The sequence below is a fragment of the Pseudomonas sp. H3_D04 genome (genome assembly GCF_054669175.1).
The window spans coordinates 6,207,103-6,221,271 of record NZ_CP162801.1 but is presented as its reverse complement, the minus strand read 5'-3'; the positions used below and the strand labels follow the sequence as shown (position 1 = coordinate 6,221,271).

13 protein-coding genes are annotated in these 14,169 nt (G+C 60.6%); 4 read left to right on the top strand and 9 right to left on the bottom strand.

Annotated elements, in window-relative coordinates:
- Positions 1-15: 15 nt before the first annotated feature.
- Positions 16-2,307: a heavy metal translocating P-type ATPase gene (locus tag AB4N91_RS28550; protein ID WP_460111968.1), complete on the bottom strand. Its 2,292-nt coding sequence runs from the start codon at positions 2,305-2,307 to the stop codon at positions 16-18.
- A gap of 84 nt (positions 2,308-2,391) precedes the next feature.
- Between AB4N91_RS28550 and cadR the strand changes: the two genes are divergently transcribed.
- The gene (gene cadR, locus AB4N91_RS28545) at positions 2,392-2,841 is read left to right on the top strand and encodes a Cd(II)/Pb(II)-responsive transcriptional regulator (protein WP_010466748.1); all 450 of its coding nucleotides are present in this window, start codon (positions 2,392-2,394) and stop codon (positions 2,839-2,841) included.
- A 20-nt stretch (positions 2,842-2,861) separates the two neighbouring features.
- On the opposite strand, the gene AB4N91_RS28540 is transcribed toward cadR, so the two are convergent.
- The 4 genes from AB4N91_RS28540 to AB4N91_RS28525 form a co-directional block, all read right to left on the bottom strand.
- Positions 2,862-3,692: a hypothetical protein gene (locus AB4N91_RS28540; RefSeq protein ID WP_077747199.1), complete on the bottom strand. Its 831-nt coding sequence runs from the start codon at positions 3,690-3,692 to the stop codon at positions 2,862-2,864.
- 150 nt (positions 3,693-3,842) lie between these two features.
- A complete protein-coding gene (locus AB4N91_RS28535; protein ID WP_460111967.1) occupies positions 3,843-4,814 on the bottom strand; it encodes a thymidylate synthase in 972 nt (323 codons plus the stop codon).
- A gap of 48 nt (positions 4,815-4,862) precedes the next feature.
- Positions 4,863-5,669: a prolipoprotein diacylglyceryl transferase gene (lgt, locus tag AB4N91_RS28530; RefSeq protein ID WP_010466741.1), complete on the bottom strand. Its 807-nt coding sequence runs from the start codon at positions 5,667-5,669 to the stop codon at positions 4,863-4,865.
- A gap of 76 nt (positions 5,670-5,745) precedes the next feature.
- Positions 5,746-6,528, bottom strand: coding sequence for a sulfite exporter TauE/SafE family protein (locus tag AB4N91_RS28525; RefSeq protein ID WP_077747197.1), 783 nt, complete (start codon positions 6,526-6,528; stop codon positions 5,746-5,748).
- A gap of 134 nt (positions 6,529-6,662) precedes the next feature.
- On the opposite strand from AB4N91_RS28525, the gene AB4N91_RS28520 reads away from it, so the two are divergent.
- On the top strand, positions 6,663-7,409 hold the full coding sequence (locus AB4N91_RS28520) for an NRDE family protein (protein WP_102595076.1): 747 nt from the start codon (positions 6,663-6,665) through the stop codon (positions 7,407-7,409).
- Between the two features lie 105 nt (positions 7,410-7,514).
- Here AB4N91_RS28520 and ptsP read toward each other — a convergent pair whose 3' ends face one another.
- Positions 7,515-9,794, bottom strand: a complete 2,280-nt coding sequence (ptsP, locus tag AB4N91_RS28515) for a phosphoenolpyruvate--protein phosphotransferase (RefSeq protein WP_010466735.1) — start codon at positions 9,792-9,794, stop codon at positions 7,515-7,517.
- A 22-nt stretch (positions 9,795-9,816) separates the two neighbouring features.
- Positions 9,817-10,296, bottom strand: coding sequence for an RNA pyrophosphohydrolase (locus tag AB4N91_RS28510; protein ID WP_007945562.1), 480 nt, complete (start codon positions 10,294-10,296; stop codon positions 9,817-9,819).
- A 143-nt stretch (positions 10,297-10,439) separates the two neighbouring features.
- On the opposite strand from AB4N91_RS28510, the gene AB4N91_RS28505 reads away from it, so the two are divergent.
- Positions 10,440-11,096, top strand: coding sequence for a histidinol-phosphatase (locus AB4N91_RS28505; protein WP_010466731.1), 657 nt, complete (start codon positions 10,440-10,442; stop codon positions 11,094-11,096).
- 120 nt (positions 11,097-11,216) lie between these two features.
- On the opposite strand, the gene AB4N91_RS28500 is transcribed toward AB4N91_RS28505, so the two are convergent.
- Both AB4N91_RS28500 and ilvA read right to left on the bottom strand, forming a co-directional pair.
- On the bottom strand, positions 11,217-11,642 hold the full coding sequence (locus AB4N91_RS28500; protein ID WP_077747195.1) for a DUF2269 domain-containing protein: 426 nt from the start codon (positions 11,640-11,642) through the stop codon (positions 11,217-11,219).
- Positions 11,643-11,681: 39 nt separating this feature from the next.
- Positions 11,682-13,196: a threonine ammonia-lyase, biosynthetic gene (ilvA, locus tag AB4N91_RS28495; protein WP_010466728.1), complete on the bottom strand. Its 1,515-nt coding sequence runs from the start codon at positions 13,194-13,196 to the stop codon at positions 11,682-11,684.
- Positions 13,197-13,497: 301 nt separating this feature from the next.
- On the opposite strand from ilvA, the gene rpiA reads away from it, so the two are divergent.
- Positions 13,498-14,169, top strand: a complete 672-nt coding sequence (gene rpiA / locus AB4N91_RS28490) for a ribose-5-phosphate isomerase RpiA (RefSeq protein WP_010466726.1) — start codon at positions 13,498-13,500, stop codon at positions 14,167-14,169.

Sequence of the window (14,169 nt, the reverse complement as noted above, 5' to 3'; positions counted from 1 at the left end):
CCCGTCCCTCATCGCTTACTTGCGCAGCAGGCGCAAACCGTTGAACACCACCAACAGGCTGACACCCATGTCGGCGAACACCGCCATCCACATGGTGGCGATCCCGGCGAAGGTTACCCCAAGAAAGATCACCTTGATGACCAAAGCGAGGGCGATGTTCTGTTTGAGAATGGTCGAGGTTCGACGCGACAGGCGGATGAACGCAGGGATCTTGCGCAGATCGTCGTCCATCAGGGCGACATCGGCGGTCTCGATGGCGGTATCGGTACCGGCAGCGGCCATCGCGAAACCAATCTGGGCGCGGGCCAGCGCCGGCGCATCGTTGATGCCGTCGCCGACCATGCCAACACGATGGCCCTGTGCATAAAGTGCCTCGATGGCTTGCAGCTTGTCGTTGGGCAGCAGATCGCCCTTGGCCTCGTCGATGCCGACTTGCACGGCAATCGCCTGGGCGGTGTGGACATTGTCGCCGGTCAGCATCAGGGTTTTGATGCCCAGATCGTGCAACTGCTGGATCGCTTCGCGGCTGGACTCTTTCACCGTGTCGGCCACGGCAAACAGCGCCAACGGGCCGGACTTGTCGAGTAACAGCACCACCGATTTGCCCTGTTTTTCCAGGGCAAACAGCTTCTCTTCCAGCGCCGGCGAACACAGGCCCAAATCTTCCACCAGGCGATGGTTACCCAAGTGGTAGACCTGACCGTTGATTTCCCCGCGTACACCGCGACCGCCCAGGGCTTCGAAGTTATCCACAACGAGCGGCGCGAATTGTTTATCCACAGCCGCATTGGCGATGGCCAACGACACCGGGTGGTCCGAGCGACCGGCCAGCGCTGCGGCAATCGCCGGGGCAGTGGCGTCTGCGGTGGGATCAAGCGACACATAATCGGTCTGCACCGGTTTGCCGTGGGTCAGGGTGCCGGTCTTGTCCAAGGCCAGGTAATCGAGTTTGTGGCCACCTTCCAGATAAACGCCGCCCTTCACCAGGATGCCTTTGCGTGCCGCCGCGGCGAGGCCGCTGACGATGGTTACCGGAGTGGAAATCACCAAGGCGCAGGGGCATGCGACCACCAGCAAGACCAACGCGCGGTAGATCCAGTCGAACCAGACGGCGCCCATGAACAGCGGCGGAATCACCGCCACGGCCAAGGCCAGCAGGAACACCGCCGGGGTATAGATTTTCGAGAACTGATCGACGAAGCGCTGGGTCGGCGCCCGTGCGCCCTGGGCCTGTTCCACGGCGTGGATGATCCGCGCCAGTGTGGAATTGTTCGCCGCGGCAGTGACGGAATACTCCAGCGAGCCTGCCTGGTTGATGGTGCCGGCGAAGACCTTATCGCCCACCGTCTTCTCGATCGGTAGACTTTCGCCGGTGATCGGCGCCTGATCGATGGTCGAACTGCCCGACACGACTTCGCCGTCCAGGCCAATCCGCTCGCCGGGACGCACCCGCACTCGCGCCCCCAGTTCGATGGTTTTGACCTCTTGTGTGACCCAGCTGCCGTCGGCTTGCTGCACCGTCGCCTGTTCCGGGGTCATCTGCATCAAGCCGCCAATGGCGTTACGCGCCCGGTCCAGCGACTTGGCCTCGATCAACTCGGCCACGGTGAACAGGAACATCACCATCGCCGCTTCCGGCCATTGCCCGATCAGGATCGCGCCGGTGACTGCGATGCTCATCAACGCGTTGATGTTCAGGTTGAGGTTCTTGAGCGCGATCCAGCCCTTCTTGTAAGTGGTGAGGCCACCGCTGAGGATCGAAATCAGCGCGATGATCGCCACCACCCAGTCCGGCGCGGCGCTAGTGAAGTGGATCACTTCTGCCGCCAGCGCACCCACGCCGGACAGTGCAAGAGGCCACCAGTGCTTTTTCTCGGGGGTCGGCGCTGGCGCATCAGTGCCCTGTTCCATCGGTTCGGCCACCATGCCCAGCGACTTGATCGCCTCGATGATCGGCGCAGTGCTCGGCAGGTCATGGGTCACGCCCAGGACCCGATTGATCAGGTTGAATTCCAGTTGCTGCACCCCCGCAAGCTTGCCCAGTTTGTTCTGGATCAGCGTCTGCTCGGTCGGGCAGTCCATGGCGTCGATGCGGAAGCTGCTCAGCCGCGCGCCGTCGGTCGGCGTGTCGCTCAACTTGATCAGCGAAGGCGCTGCCGCCTTGGAGGAACAGCAGGAGTCGCCGTGCCCGCCATGGTCATGCTTCTGCACAGGCTGCAGCTTGTGGCTGTGATCGTGATCGTGATCGTGATCGTGATCGTGATCGTGATCAGCCTCGGGTTTGTGGGTGTGAAGGGAATCGCTCATTGGTTGCGTCCATGAAGGTGCCTGTTGCCAAGTAAAGACCCTGTAGCCACTATAGGGTCAAGCACCCTTTTGGAGATTGCTGTCATGAAGATCGGAGAACTGGCGAAGCTCACCGACTGCGCCGTCGAAACCATCCGCTACTACGAGCGCGAAAACCTGCTGCCGGAGCCCGCCCGCAGCGACGGCAACTACCGCGTCTACACTCAGGCCCACGCCGAACGCCTGACCTTCATCCGCAACTGCCGCACGCTCGACATGACCCTGGAAGAGATCCGCAGCCTGCTGGCCCTGCGCGACAGTCCGCAGGATCAGTGCGAAAGCGTGAACGCGTTGATCGACGAGCACATTCATCACGTGAAAGCGCGGATCGACGGATTGATGGCGTTACAGACGCAACTGCTCGACCTGCGCCAACGCTGTGGCGAGGGCCCGGACATTGATCAGTGCGGGATTTTGCAGCGGCTGGAAGTGAGTGGCGGGGTGGTGGCGACGGAAGTTGAGCATTCCCATGTCGGCAGGAGTCATGGGCATTAGCCCCATCGCCACATCAGCGACTAGATCAACTTGAATTCCAATATGCCTCGATGCCCCATGCCGTAACCGATGCCCGGGACCATGCCCGAGCCCAGAAAAAGACTGCAGCGCAGGTGAACGGTCTCACCCCGGTGCTTTTGATAGACAGAGGGCTCAATCCGAAACTTGAGGGGTGAATCGGGATTGACCGTCAACTTGCGCTGATAGTCTCTCCAGGCTCCGCCCTGCCCGCCATTCGCGCTACTTATCCAGAGCATTTCAATGGCGTTGTTTGTTCGCAGGTTTTCAATCCGCGGAATGGTCAGAACGACGCCATCGGGATGTGGGTCAATCTCCAGAACGCCTTCAGATACACCCTCAATAGAGACCGGACCGGTTTGCATCAGTGCCGGGGCGAAGGTCATCAGCAACGATGCAGAAGGTATAGCGCCCCCGCCTCTTTCGATGACAAAAATGACCTCGACCCGGTCTCCTTCAAACTGCCTTGCCGTGTCGTCGGGCACAACAAAATGCAACGGCATAAAACTCTGTACGGACTGCGGCTGCGACTGATAATTGCCCCCCGAACCGCCAAACGCCGCCCATTGCACTCGAACCTGATCGCCGATCTGAAATTCTCTATCGTTTACCGCCACGACCACTCGAAGTGAATCGACGAAGATCGGTGCGCCGGTGAAAACCTCCATGGGCACCACGCATCCCCATGGATCGAGGCCCGGAATGAAATGAAAGAGCCCCGACTGGCTTTCACAGCCAACGAACGGTGCTCCTGTCAATCCGCTCCTTAGAGGATTTGTGCCGAAATGTCGCTCCGAAAAGCCGTCCGTTCCACCGGCCGCAGTGTTATTCATGACAAGGCTCCTGAAATAAAAAGAGGGTGTTGCTGACCACGGCCTGATGGCCTCGTGATCAGTCAAACACCCTCTCATTTATTCGCCTACTGGCAGAAATGACAGTCAGGTAGAACCTTTTCTAATAAAACAGCCCTGCCCGTCAAACAATCAGACGGCCATCGGTGCCGTCATCGGCGCGTGATGCTGATACCCCTCAAGCGAGAAATCGCTCGGCTCGATCAACTCCAGACACTCCGGCTGATACAAGCCGGTCTTGGCAAACTCCGGCACACGGTCACTGATCACCAGTTTCGGCATCGGGAACGGCTCGCGCTTGAGCTGTTCGTTGAGCATGTCCAAATGGTTTTCGTAAACGTGGGCATCACCGATGAAATAGGTGAACCAGCGCGGTGTGTAGCCGGTCAGTCGGCCGATCAGGCTCAGCAACGCGGCGCCTTCGGTGAGGTTGAACGGCGTGCCCAGGCCCAGGTCGTTGGAGCGGATGTAGAGCGTCAGGGAGATTTCCCTGGTCTCGACATTCGGGTGGAACTGGTACAGCAGGTGGCACGGCGGCAAAGCCATTTCATCGAGCTGGGCGACGTTCCAGCCGTGGAACAGAATGCGGCGGCTGCCCGGGTCCTTGATGATGGTGTCGACGCACTGGCGGACCTGGTCGATCGCCTTGTACAGAACGACATAGGCCTGACCGTCTTCCTCGCCTTCGGCGATCTGACGATAACCCTGGCTCAGGGTCTGTTCGATAGCGGCCTGATTGCTGACCGGAATCTGCTTGTACGCCGGCCATTTGCGCCATTGCACGCCGTAGATTTCGCCAAGGTCGTCTTCACCCTGACGGAACGGATTGGCCAGCCACTGCGCGTTTTCGTTGGCGTTCTGATCCCAGACCTTGCAGCCCAGCGCGCGGAATTCGGCGGCGTTGTTCACGCCACGCAGGAAACCACACATCTCGCCGATGGCCGATTTGAAGGCCATCTTGCGCGTGGTGATCGCCGGGAAACCTTCTTTCAGGTCATAACGCAGCATCGCGCCCGGAAAGCTGATGGTGTTCACGCCGGTGCGGTTGGCTTGCTTGGTGCCGTTCTTGATGACGTGGGCGACCAGTTCGAGATATTGCTTCATGAATTACCTGTGTCCTTGAACCCGGGGCCGTCACCCCGGGATTCGAATTTATACGGCAGCCGCTGGAGTCGCCGGGGCGCGGTGATACGCCAGCCAGATCAGGAACAGCCCGCCAACGATCATCGGTACGCAGAGCACTTGGCCCATAGTCAGCCAGTTCCAGGCCAGATAGCCCAGTTGCGCGTCCGGTACGCGGACAAACTCCACGATGAAACGGAAGATGCCGTAGAACAAGGCAAACATCCCGGACACCGCCATGGTCGGCCGCGGCTTGCGCGAGAACAGCCAGAGAATGGCAAACAGGGCCACGCCTTCGAGCGCGAACTGGTACAGCTGCGACGGGTGACGCGCCAGTTGCGCCGGATCGGTCGGGAAGATCATTGCCCACGGCACGTCGGTCGCCTTACCCCACAACTCGGCGTTGATGAAGTTACCGATGCGCCCGGCACCCAGGCCGATCGGCACCATCGGCGCGACGAAATCCATCAGCTGGAAGAACGACTTGTTGTTCTTCTTGCCGAACCACAACGCCGCCAGCATCACGCCGATGAAGCCGCCATGGAACGACATGCCGCCCTTCCACACTTCGAAAATCAGTGTCGGGTTGGCCAGATAAGCGTTCAGATCGTAGAACAGCACATAGCCCAGGCGGCCGCCGACGATAACGCCCATCGACATCCAGAAGACCATGTCGGAAAGCTTTTCTTTGGTCCAGGTCGGGTCGAAACGGTTGAGCCGCCGCGATGCCAGCAGCCAGGCGCCGCCGATGCCGATCAGGTACATCAGACCGTACCAGTGGATTTTCAGCGGACCGATGGCCAGGGCCACCGGGTCGATCTGCGGGTAAGGCAGCATTGCGACTCCTTGTTGAAAGTTGAAACCAGAATTCCCGGGCGACGCTGCCACCTCAGGATTAAGCCAGCATTGCGAGCTAGAGCAGGAAGCTCAGGCCTACGCAGAACAGCAAAGCTGCGAACAGCCTTTTCAGCAACTTTGGCGACAGCCTGTGGGCCAGTCGCGCACCGAGGCGGGCGAACACCATGCTGGTCAGGGCAATCCCCAGCAGCGCCGGCAAATAGATAAAACCGAGACTATGGGCCGGCAGCAAGGGATCGTGCCAGCCCAGAATCATGAAACTTGATGCACTGGCCAAGGCGATGGGCAGGCCGCAAGCCGACGAAGTCGCCACGGCTTGCTGCATCGGCACGCTGCGCCAGGTCAGGAACGGCACGGTCAACGAGCCGCCGCCAATGCCGAAAATCGCCGAGGCCCAGCCAATCACACTGCCGGCCACGGTGAGACCGAGTTTGCCGGGCACCGTTCGACTGGCCTTGGGTTTGACGTCCAGCGCCAGTTGCGCGGCGATGATCAGCGCAAACACACCGATGATTTTCTGCAGATTCGGGCCGGAGATCGCTTCGGCCGTCAGCGCCCCGAAACCGGCACCCATCAGAATTCCGACGGTCATCCACACGAATATCGGCCAACGCACGGCGCCACGACGATGATGTTCGCGGACGGCATTGACCGACGTAAAGATGATCGTTGCCAGGGACGTGCCGACCGCCAGGTGGGTCAGGATCGAGGCGTCGAAGCCCTGCAAGGTGAAACTGAACACCAGCACCGGGACGATGATGATCCCGCCACCTACCCCGAACAGCCCGGCCAGCACGCCTGCGCAGGCGCCCAGCGCCAGATAGAGCAGAAATTCCATGGACGATCCCAATGCTTAGGCAAAACCGGAGCGGCATGGTAACGGATGCGTGGCCTCGGGCTCCACTGCGGATGGCAATGGAACGACAGGCGACGACTGCGTAGAGTGGGCAAAAAACACACAAGGACCACCTTATGTGCCTGATTGTTTTTGCCTGGCGACCGGGTCACGCCCAGCCGCTGATTGTGGCGGCCAACCGCGACGAGTTCTATGCCCGGCCCAGCCAGCCCCTGGCGCAATGGCCGCACGCACCGCATGTCTACGCCGGTCTCGACCTCGAAGCCGGCGGCACCTGGCTCGGTATTGGTGCCAATGGGCGTTTTGCTGCGCTGACCAATATTCGTGATCCGAATCAGTCGCCATCGCGAAAATCCCGAGGTGAGCTGGTGGCGGGTTTTCTCTTGGGCAATATGCCAATTGATGATTACTTAAGCGACGTTGTCGGACGTTCGCTGGAATATGCCGGATTTAATCTGCTGATCGGCAATGCCAACGAGCTGTGGCACTTCAATGCGCGGGAGTCTGAGGCGGTGATGCTGGCGCCTGGGGTTTATGGGCTGTCGAATGCCGGGCTGGATACGCCGTGGCCGAAATTGCTCAAGGCACGGGCGGCGCTGGAGGAAGTGCTGGAGGATCCGCAGCCAGAGGCGTTACTGGCGTTGCTGAAAGATCCGCAAACCGCACCCTTCGCCGAGTTGCCGGATACCGGGGTGGGGTTGGCGACCGAGACGTTGCTGTCGAGTGTGTTTATTGCCAGTCCGACTTATGGGACGCGTGCGAGTACGGCGTTGATTGTGCAGGCGGATGGGACGCGGCGGATGGTCGAACGGAGTTTCGGGCCGTATGGGGGGCATTTGGGGGAAGTGGAGATCTGGGTTTAGATTTTTGGAGTGTTCGAGGACGTCTTCGCGGGCAAGCCTCGCTCCTACAAGGGTCAGGTAATCCCTGTAGGAGCGAGGCTTGCCCGCGAAGGGGCCATCAGCCTTTTAGAGAGCCTTGACCACAGCCGGATTGACCATTCGCGCCAACCCAAGGTTTTTCAGCGCCAATTGCAGCGAGCTGTGGATCACTTGCGGGTTGTCGATGGTCATCAGTTCGGCCAGCAATTCCTGGGCCTTGCTCAGGTTGATCTGACGCAGCATCCACTTCACTTTCGGCAGGTTGGTGGCGTTCATCGACAGGCTGTCGAAGCCCATCGCCATCAACAGCACCGCCGCCGCCGGGTCACCGGCCATCTCGCCGCAAATGCTCACAGGCTTGCCTTCGGCGTGGGCATCACGCACCACGTTCTGCAACGCTTGCAGCACCGCCGGGTGCAGATAATCGTAAAGGTCGGCTACACGCGGGTTGTTCCGGTCCACCGCGAGCAGATATTGAGTCAGGTCGTTGGAGCCGACCGACAGGAAGTCCACCTGCCGCGCCAGTTCCTTGGTCTGATACACCGCCGCCGGAATCTCGATCATCACGCCAATCGGCGGCATTGGCACGTCGGTGCCTTCGTCGCGGACTTCGCCCCATGCCCGGTGAATCAGGTGCAGGGCTTCTTCGAGTTCGTGGGTGCCGGAGATCATCGGCAGCAGAATCCGCAGGTTGTTCAAGCCTTCGCTGGCCTTGAGCATGGCGCGGGTCTGCACCAAGAAGATTTCCGGGTGGTCGAGGGTAACGCGAATGCCGCGCCAGCCGAGGAACGGGTTGTCTTCCTTGATCGGGAAGTACGACAGCGACTTGTCGCCGCCGATGTCCAGGCTACGCATGGTGACCGGTTGCGGATGGAACGCGGCGAGTTGCTCGCGGTAGATCGCCAGCTGCTCCTTTTCGCTCGGGAACCTCTGGTTGATCATGAACGGCACTTCGGTGCGGTACAGACCGACCCCTTCGGCACCACGCTTCTGCGCTCGCGCCACGTCCGCCAGCAGACCGGTGTTGACCCACAGCGGCATGCGGTGGCCATCGAGGGTCACGCACGGCAAGTCGCGCAAAGAGTCGAGACCCAGCGCCAGCTGTTTCTCTTCTTCCACCACTTCGGCGAACTGCTTGCGCAGCACGTCGCTGGGGTTGGTGTAGACCTCGCCGCGATTACCATCGACGATCAATTCGATGCCGTCGACCTTGGCATAGGGCAGGTCGACCAGGCCCATCACCGTCGGGATGCCCATCGCCCGGGCGAGGATCGCGACGTGGGAGTTACCCGAACCGAGGACCGAGACCAGACCGACCAGCGTGCCTTCCGGCACCTCGCCGAGCATGGCCGGCGTCAGTTCTTCACTGACCAGAATGGTTTTTTCCGGATAGACCAGATTCTGCTGACGCTCTTCCTGCAAGTAGGCGAGCAAACGGCGGCCAAGGTCCTTGACGTCCGAGGCGCGCTCACGCAGGTAGGCGTCGTCCATCAATTCGAAACGGTTGACGTGCTCGGTGACCACCTGACGCAACGCACCCTGGGCCCACTGACCGGTCTTGATCACCGTGGTCACTTCGTTGCCCAGCGCTTCGTCGGCGAGCATCATCAGATAGACGTCGAACAAGGCCCGCTCTTCGGGGCGCAGCTGCGAGGCCAATTTGGCGGACAAGGCACGCATGTCGGCGCGAACGCCTTCGATGGCGGTCTTGAACAGCCCGAGTTCGGCGGCGATATCGGAGATGGTCTTGTCGGGCACCACGTCCAGGTCGGCCGGCGGCAGCATGACCACCGCGGTCCCGACCGCCGCACCCGGCGAACCCGGTACACCGACGAACTTGGCTTCCTGGATGCCTTTGCCCTGACGGCCCAGGCCACGGATCGAACCGGTGGCTTCGGCGTGGGCGATAACGCCGGCGAGCTGCGCGCTCATGGTCACGAGGAAGGCTTCTTCACCTTCATCGAACTGGCGGCGTTCTTTTTGCTGAATGACCAACACGCCGACGACGCGGCGGTGGTGAATGATCGGCGCCCCGAGGAATGAGGCGTAGCGCTCCTCGCCCGTCTCGGCGAAGTAGCGGTAGCGCGGGTGATCCGCGGCGTTTTCGAGGTTCAGGGGTTCTTCACGCGTGCCGACCAGGCCAACCAGACCTTCGTTGGGTGCCATGCTGACTTTGCCGATCGAGCGCTTGTTCAAGCCCTCGGTCGCCATCAGCACGAAACGGTTGGTCTCGGGGTCAAGCAGGTAGACCGAGCAGACCTGGCTGCCCATGGCCTCTTTGACGCGCAACACAATAATCCCCAACGCCGCCTTGAGATCCTTGGCGGAGTTAACTTCCTGGACGATCTTGCGCAGCGTATTGAGCATGGCTCGGGGTCGAACTCCGTCGTCAGTCGCGCGTTAAAAGGCGCGGGGCAAGCTCTTTGAGAGCGCGTCGATACACCTCGCGCTTGAATGTCACCACCTGGCCCAACGGATACCAATAACTGACCCAGCGCCAGCCATCGAACTCCGGTTTACCGGTCAAATCCATCCGCACCCGCTGCTCGTTGGAGATCAGGCGCAGGAGAAACCATTTCTGTTTCTGGCCGATGCACAGCGGTTGGCTGTGTGTTCTGACCAGACGTTGCGGCAAACGATAGCGCAACCAGCCCCGGGTGCAGGCGAGAATTTCAACATCTTCGCGCTCAAGACCCACTTCTTCGTTCAACTCGCGGTACAAGGCGTCTTCCGGCGTCTCCTGGGGGTTGATCCCGCCCTGTGGAAACTGCCAGGCATCTTGATTGATACGGCGAGCCCATAGCACCTGTCCGGCATCATTCGTGAGAATGATCCCGACATTGGGGCGGAAACCATCGGGGTCGATCACGGCAACAACCTCGCAAACGCATGTCGCCGCATTGTTCCACAAAGGTTGTGAAGGCAGCAACGAGCCGACCTACCTTATGTGCACTCTTGTGAAAAGTCCGTATTCTGGACGCCTTTCTACAGACTTTTCAGCGAGTAACTGCAATGCGGCTGGCTTTATTCGACTTGGACAACACGCTTTTGGGCGGCGACAGTGACCACGCCTGGGGCGATTACCTGTGCGAGCGCGGCTTCCTCGATGCCGTCGCCTACAAGGCACGCAACGACGAGTTCTATCAGGATTACCTGGCCGGCAAGCTGGATAACGATGCTTATCTGAACTTTTGCCTGGAAGTCCTCGGCCGCACCGAGATGGCCACACTGGATCAATGGCACCTGGATTACATGCGCGATTGCATTGAGCCGATTGTGCTGCCCAAGGCTATCGATTTGCTGGCCAAGCACCGCGAGGCTGGCGACAAATTGGTGATCATCACCGCGACCAACCGCTTCGTCACCGGGCCGATTGCCCAGCGCCTGGGGGTTGAAACCCTGATCGCCACGGAATGCGAGATGGTTGATGGCCGTTATACCGGGCGCAGCACCGATGTTCCGTGCTTCCGCGAAGGCAAGGTCACGCGGTTGAATCGTTGGCTGGAAGAGACCGGGCATTCGCTGGAAGACAGCTATTTCTACAGCGACTCGATGAATGATTTTGCGTTGCTGGAGCAAGTGGCGAATCCGGTGGCGGTCGATCCTGATCCGAATTTGCGCGCCGAGGCCGAGCAGCGTGGCTGGCCGGTAATTTCGTTGCGCGACTGAAATTGCTTTCGCGGGGAAGCCTCGCGCCTACAGGATTTGTGGTGGTAGCCGACTACAGACTCGACACATCACCTGTAGGAGCGAGGCTTGCCCGCGAAGGGATCGCCTCGGTTTCAAGCCTTAAACCGGCTTGGCGCCCATCAACCCCGCGATGGCGATAAAGCAGACAAAGCTGAACAGCGCGAGAGCAAAGGTGAACTTGCCGCTGCCGCCCGGCGCAGTACGCAGCTTGTTCAGCCGCACCAACAACCAGAACCACCCCAATGCTGCCAGGGTGTAAAGCACACTCGACGCGAGCAACCACGTCTGCCCCAACGGCCAGCCCACCAGATGCACCATCCACCAGCCGGTGAATGGCATGCTCAGCAGCGCCAGGCCCATCAACAGCCAAACGAACACCCGAGGCCGTTGCAACGTGCGCGCTGCAGCAGTCGCATCACCACGACGCCGCGTTTGCCAAAACCATATCCCCAAGCCCAGCGCACAGCCCAACAATATTGCCGTCGCCGCGGTGTGCGCCATTTTCAGGGCGGTTAACGTTTCCATTGTTCGACTTCCTTAGAGACTGCCCATCAGCGTAGCCGCTCAGCCGAGAAACAGCTGATAGGCCGGATTGTCGCTTTCATCCCAGTACGGGTAACCGATTTCCTCAAGCGCCGCAGGAACCAGATGACGTTCGTCGTGAGGCACTTGCAGGCCCGCGACCACACGGCCATCCGCCGCGCCGTGGTTGCGGTAGTGGAACATCGAGATGTTCCAGCGCCCGCCGAGCTTGTTGAGGAAGTTGAACAGCGCACCCGGACGTTCCGGGAATTCAAAGCGCAGCACCACTTCATCGACGACCTGGGCCGCGCGGCCACCGACCATGTGACGTATGTGCAACTTGGCCAGTTCGTTATCGGTCAGGTCCAGCACCGGGAAACCCTGCTCGCTGAGGCTGGCGATCAGCGCACTGCGCGGGTCGGTTTCCGGGTGCGTCTGCACGCCGACGAAGATATGCGCTTCGCTGCCAGTGTTGTAGCGGTAGTTGAATTCGGTGATCTGGCGCTTGCCGATGGCTTCGCAGAACGCCTTGAAGCTGCCCGGTTTCTCGGGAATGGTCACGGCGATGATAGCTTCGCGGCCCTCGCCCAGCTCGGCGCGCTCGGCAACGTGGCGCAAGCGGTCGAAGTTGACGTTGGCGCCGGAATCGATGGCGACAAAGGTGTGCCCGGTGACACCGCGTTGCTCGACGTACTTCTTGATCCCGGCCACGCCCAGGGCGCCGGCAGGTTCGGTGATCGAGCGGGTATCGTCGTAGATGTCCTTGATCGCCGCGCAGATTTCGTCGGTGCTGACGGTGATCACTTCATCGACGTAGTCTTTGCAGATATCGAAGGTGTGCTGACCGATCTGCGCCACCGCGACACCATCGGCGAACAGGCCCACGGTCGGCAGCACCACGCGCTCGCCGGCCGCCATGGCCGCTTGCAGGCAGTTGGAATCGTCCGGTTCGACGCCGATGATTTTGATTTCAGGGCGCAGGTATTTCACATACGCCGCGATCCCGGCGATCAACCCGCCGCCGCCCACCGGAACGAAGATCGCATCCAGACGCCCGGGGTGCTGGCGCAGAATCTCCATCGCCACGGTGCCCTGCCCGGCAATAGTGTGGGGATCGTCGTAAGGATGAATGTAGACGTAGCCTTTTTCGTCGACCAGTTTGAGCGAGTAGGCCAGGGCTTCCGGGAACGAATCGCCGTGCAGCACGACTTTGCCGCCACGGGAGCGCACGCCTTCGACCTTGATTTCCGGGGTGGTCTTGGGCATGACGATGGTGGCTTTCACGCCCAGCACTTTTGCCGCCAGGGCCAGGCCCTGCGCGTGGTTGCCCGCCGAGGCGGTGACCACACCGCGAGCGCGCTCTTCATCGCTCAACTGCGTCAACTTGTTGTAGGCGCCGCGAATCTTGAACGAGAACACCGGCTGCAAGTCTTCACGCTTGAGCCAAATGGAATTGCCCAGCCGCTCGGAGAGCTGGCGAGCAGTCTGCAACGGGGTTTCTACGGCAACGTCATAAACGCGCGAGGTGAGGATCTTTTTGACGTACTGTTCGAGCATCGGAAAGCATCACTGAGCGGGTTGGGCAGGGCCAAGGAGTCTAACCCGGCTTTCGGCCGGACGACCACACTAAACAGGTGGTTTTACCGTCCATGGAAGGGATCATGAACCTGTGGGAGCGAGGCTTGCCCGCGAAGAGGCCGTCACATCCAACATAAATGTTGGCGGTATGATCGCTTTCGCGGGCAAGCCTCGCTCCTACAGGTAAAGGTCGGGGCCCGCCAATCGGGCAATGACCTTCCCTGCCCCGAAGCCTATAATGCTGGCCTTTCGTTCCCTCCTTCGGCACCTCGGAGCCCGCATGACCCAGGATCAACTCAAACAGGCAGTGGCTCAGGCCGCCGTCGACTTCATCCTCCCGAAACTCGACGACAAGAGCATTGTCGGGGTCGGCACCGGCTCCACCGCCAACTGCTTCATCGACGCCCTGGCCAAGCACAAAGGCGCGTTTGACGGCGCGGTCGCCAGCTCCGAAGCCACCGCCGCTCGCCTCAAGGGCCACGGCATTCCGGTGTATGAGCTGAACACCGTCAGCGACCTGGAGTTTTATGTCGACGGCGCCGATGAAAGCGACGAGCACCTGAACTTGATCAAGGGCGGCGGCGCGGCCCTGACCCGCGAGAAAATTGTCGCGGCCGTGGCCAAGACCTTCATCTGCATCGCCGACGCCAGCAAACTGGTGCCGGTGCTCGGCGCGTTCCCGCTGCCGGTCGAAGTGATCCCGATGGCCCGCAGCCATGTGGCCCGCGAGCTGGTAAAGCTCGGCGGCGACCCGGTCTACCGTGAAGGCGTGTTGACCGACAACGGCAACATCATCCTCGACGTGTTCAACATGCAGATCACCAACCCGGTGGAGCTGGAGGCGCAGATCAACGCCATTGTGGGCGTGGTCACCAATGGTTTGTTCGCGGCGCGTCCGGCGGATTTGCTGCTGCTGGGCACTAGCGAAGGCGTGAAAACCCTCAAGGCCTGA

What these genes read in the sequence shown, in the direction of transcription:
- AB4N91_RS28550 (WP_460111968.1), bottom strand. Translation starts at nt 2,307, where the DNA reads ATGAGCGATTCCCTTCACACCCACAAACCCGAGGCTGATCACGATCAC.
- cadR (WP_010466748.1), top strand. Translation starts at nt 2,392, where the DNA reads ATGAAGATCGGAGAACTGGCGAAGCTCACCGACTGCGCCGTCGAAACC.
- AB4N91_RS28540 (WP_077747199.1), bottom strand. Translation starts at nt 3,692, where the DNA reads ATGAATAACACTGCGGCCGGTGGAACGGACGGCTTTTCGGAGCGACAT.
- AB4N91_RS28535 (WP_460111967.1), bottom strand. Translation starts at nt 4,814, where the DNA reads ATGAAGCAATATCTCGAACTGGTCGCCCACGTCATCAAGAACGGCACC.
- lgt (WP_010466741.1), bottom strand. Translation starts at nt 5,669, where the DNA reads ATGCTGCCTTACCCGCAGATCGACCCGGTGGCCCTGGCCATCGGTCCG.
- AB4N91_RS28525 (WP_077747197.1), bottom strand. Translation starts at nt 6,528, where the DNA reads ATGGAATTTCTGCTCTATCTGGCGCTGGGCGCCTGCGCAGGCGTGCTG.
- AB4N91_RS28520 (WP_102595076.1), top strand. Translation starts at nt 6,663, where the DNA reads ATGTGCCTGATTGTTTTTGCCTGGCGACCGGGTCACGCCCAGCCGCTG.
- ptsP (WP_010466735.1), bottom strand. Translation starts at nt 9,794, where the DNA reads ATGCTCAATACGCTGCGCAAGATCGTCCAGGAAGTTAACTCCGCCAAG.
- AB4N91_RS28505 (WP_010466731.1), top strand. Translation starts at nt 10,440, where the DNA reads ATGCGGCTGGCTTTATTCGACTTGGACAACACGCTTTTGGGCGGCGAC.
- AB4N91_RS28500 (WP_077747195.1), bottom strand. Translation starts at nt 11,642, where the DNA reads ATGGAAACGTTAACCGCCCTGAAAATGGCGCACACCGCGGCGACGGCA.
- ilvA (WP_010466728.1), bottom strand. Translation starts at nt 13,196, where the DNA reads ATGCTCGAACAGTACGTCAAAAAGATCCTCACCTCGCGCGTTTATGAC.
- rpiA (WP_010466726.1), top strand. Translation starts at nt 13,498, where the DNA reads ATGACCCAGGATCAACTCAAACAGGCAGTGGCTCAGGCCGCCGTCGAC.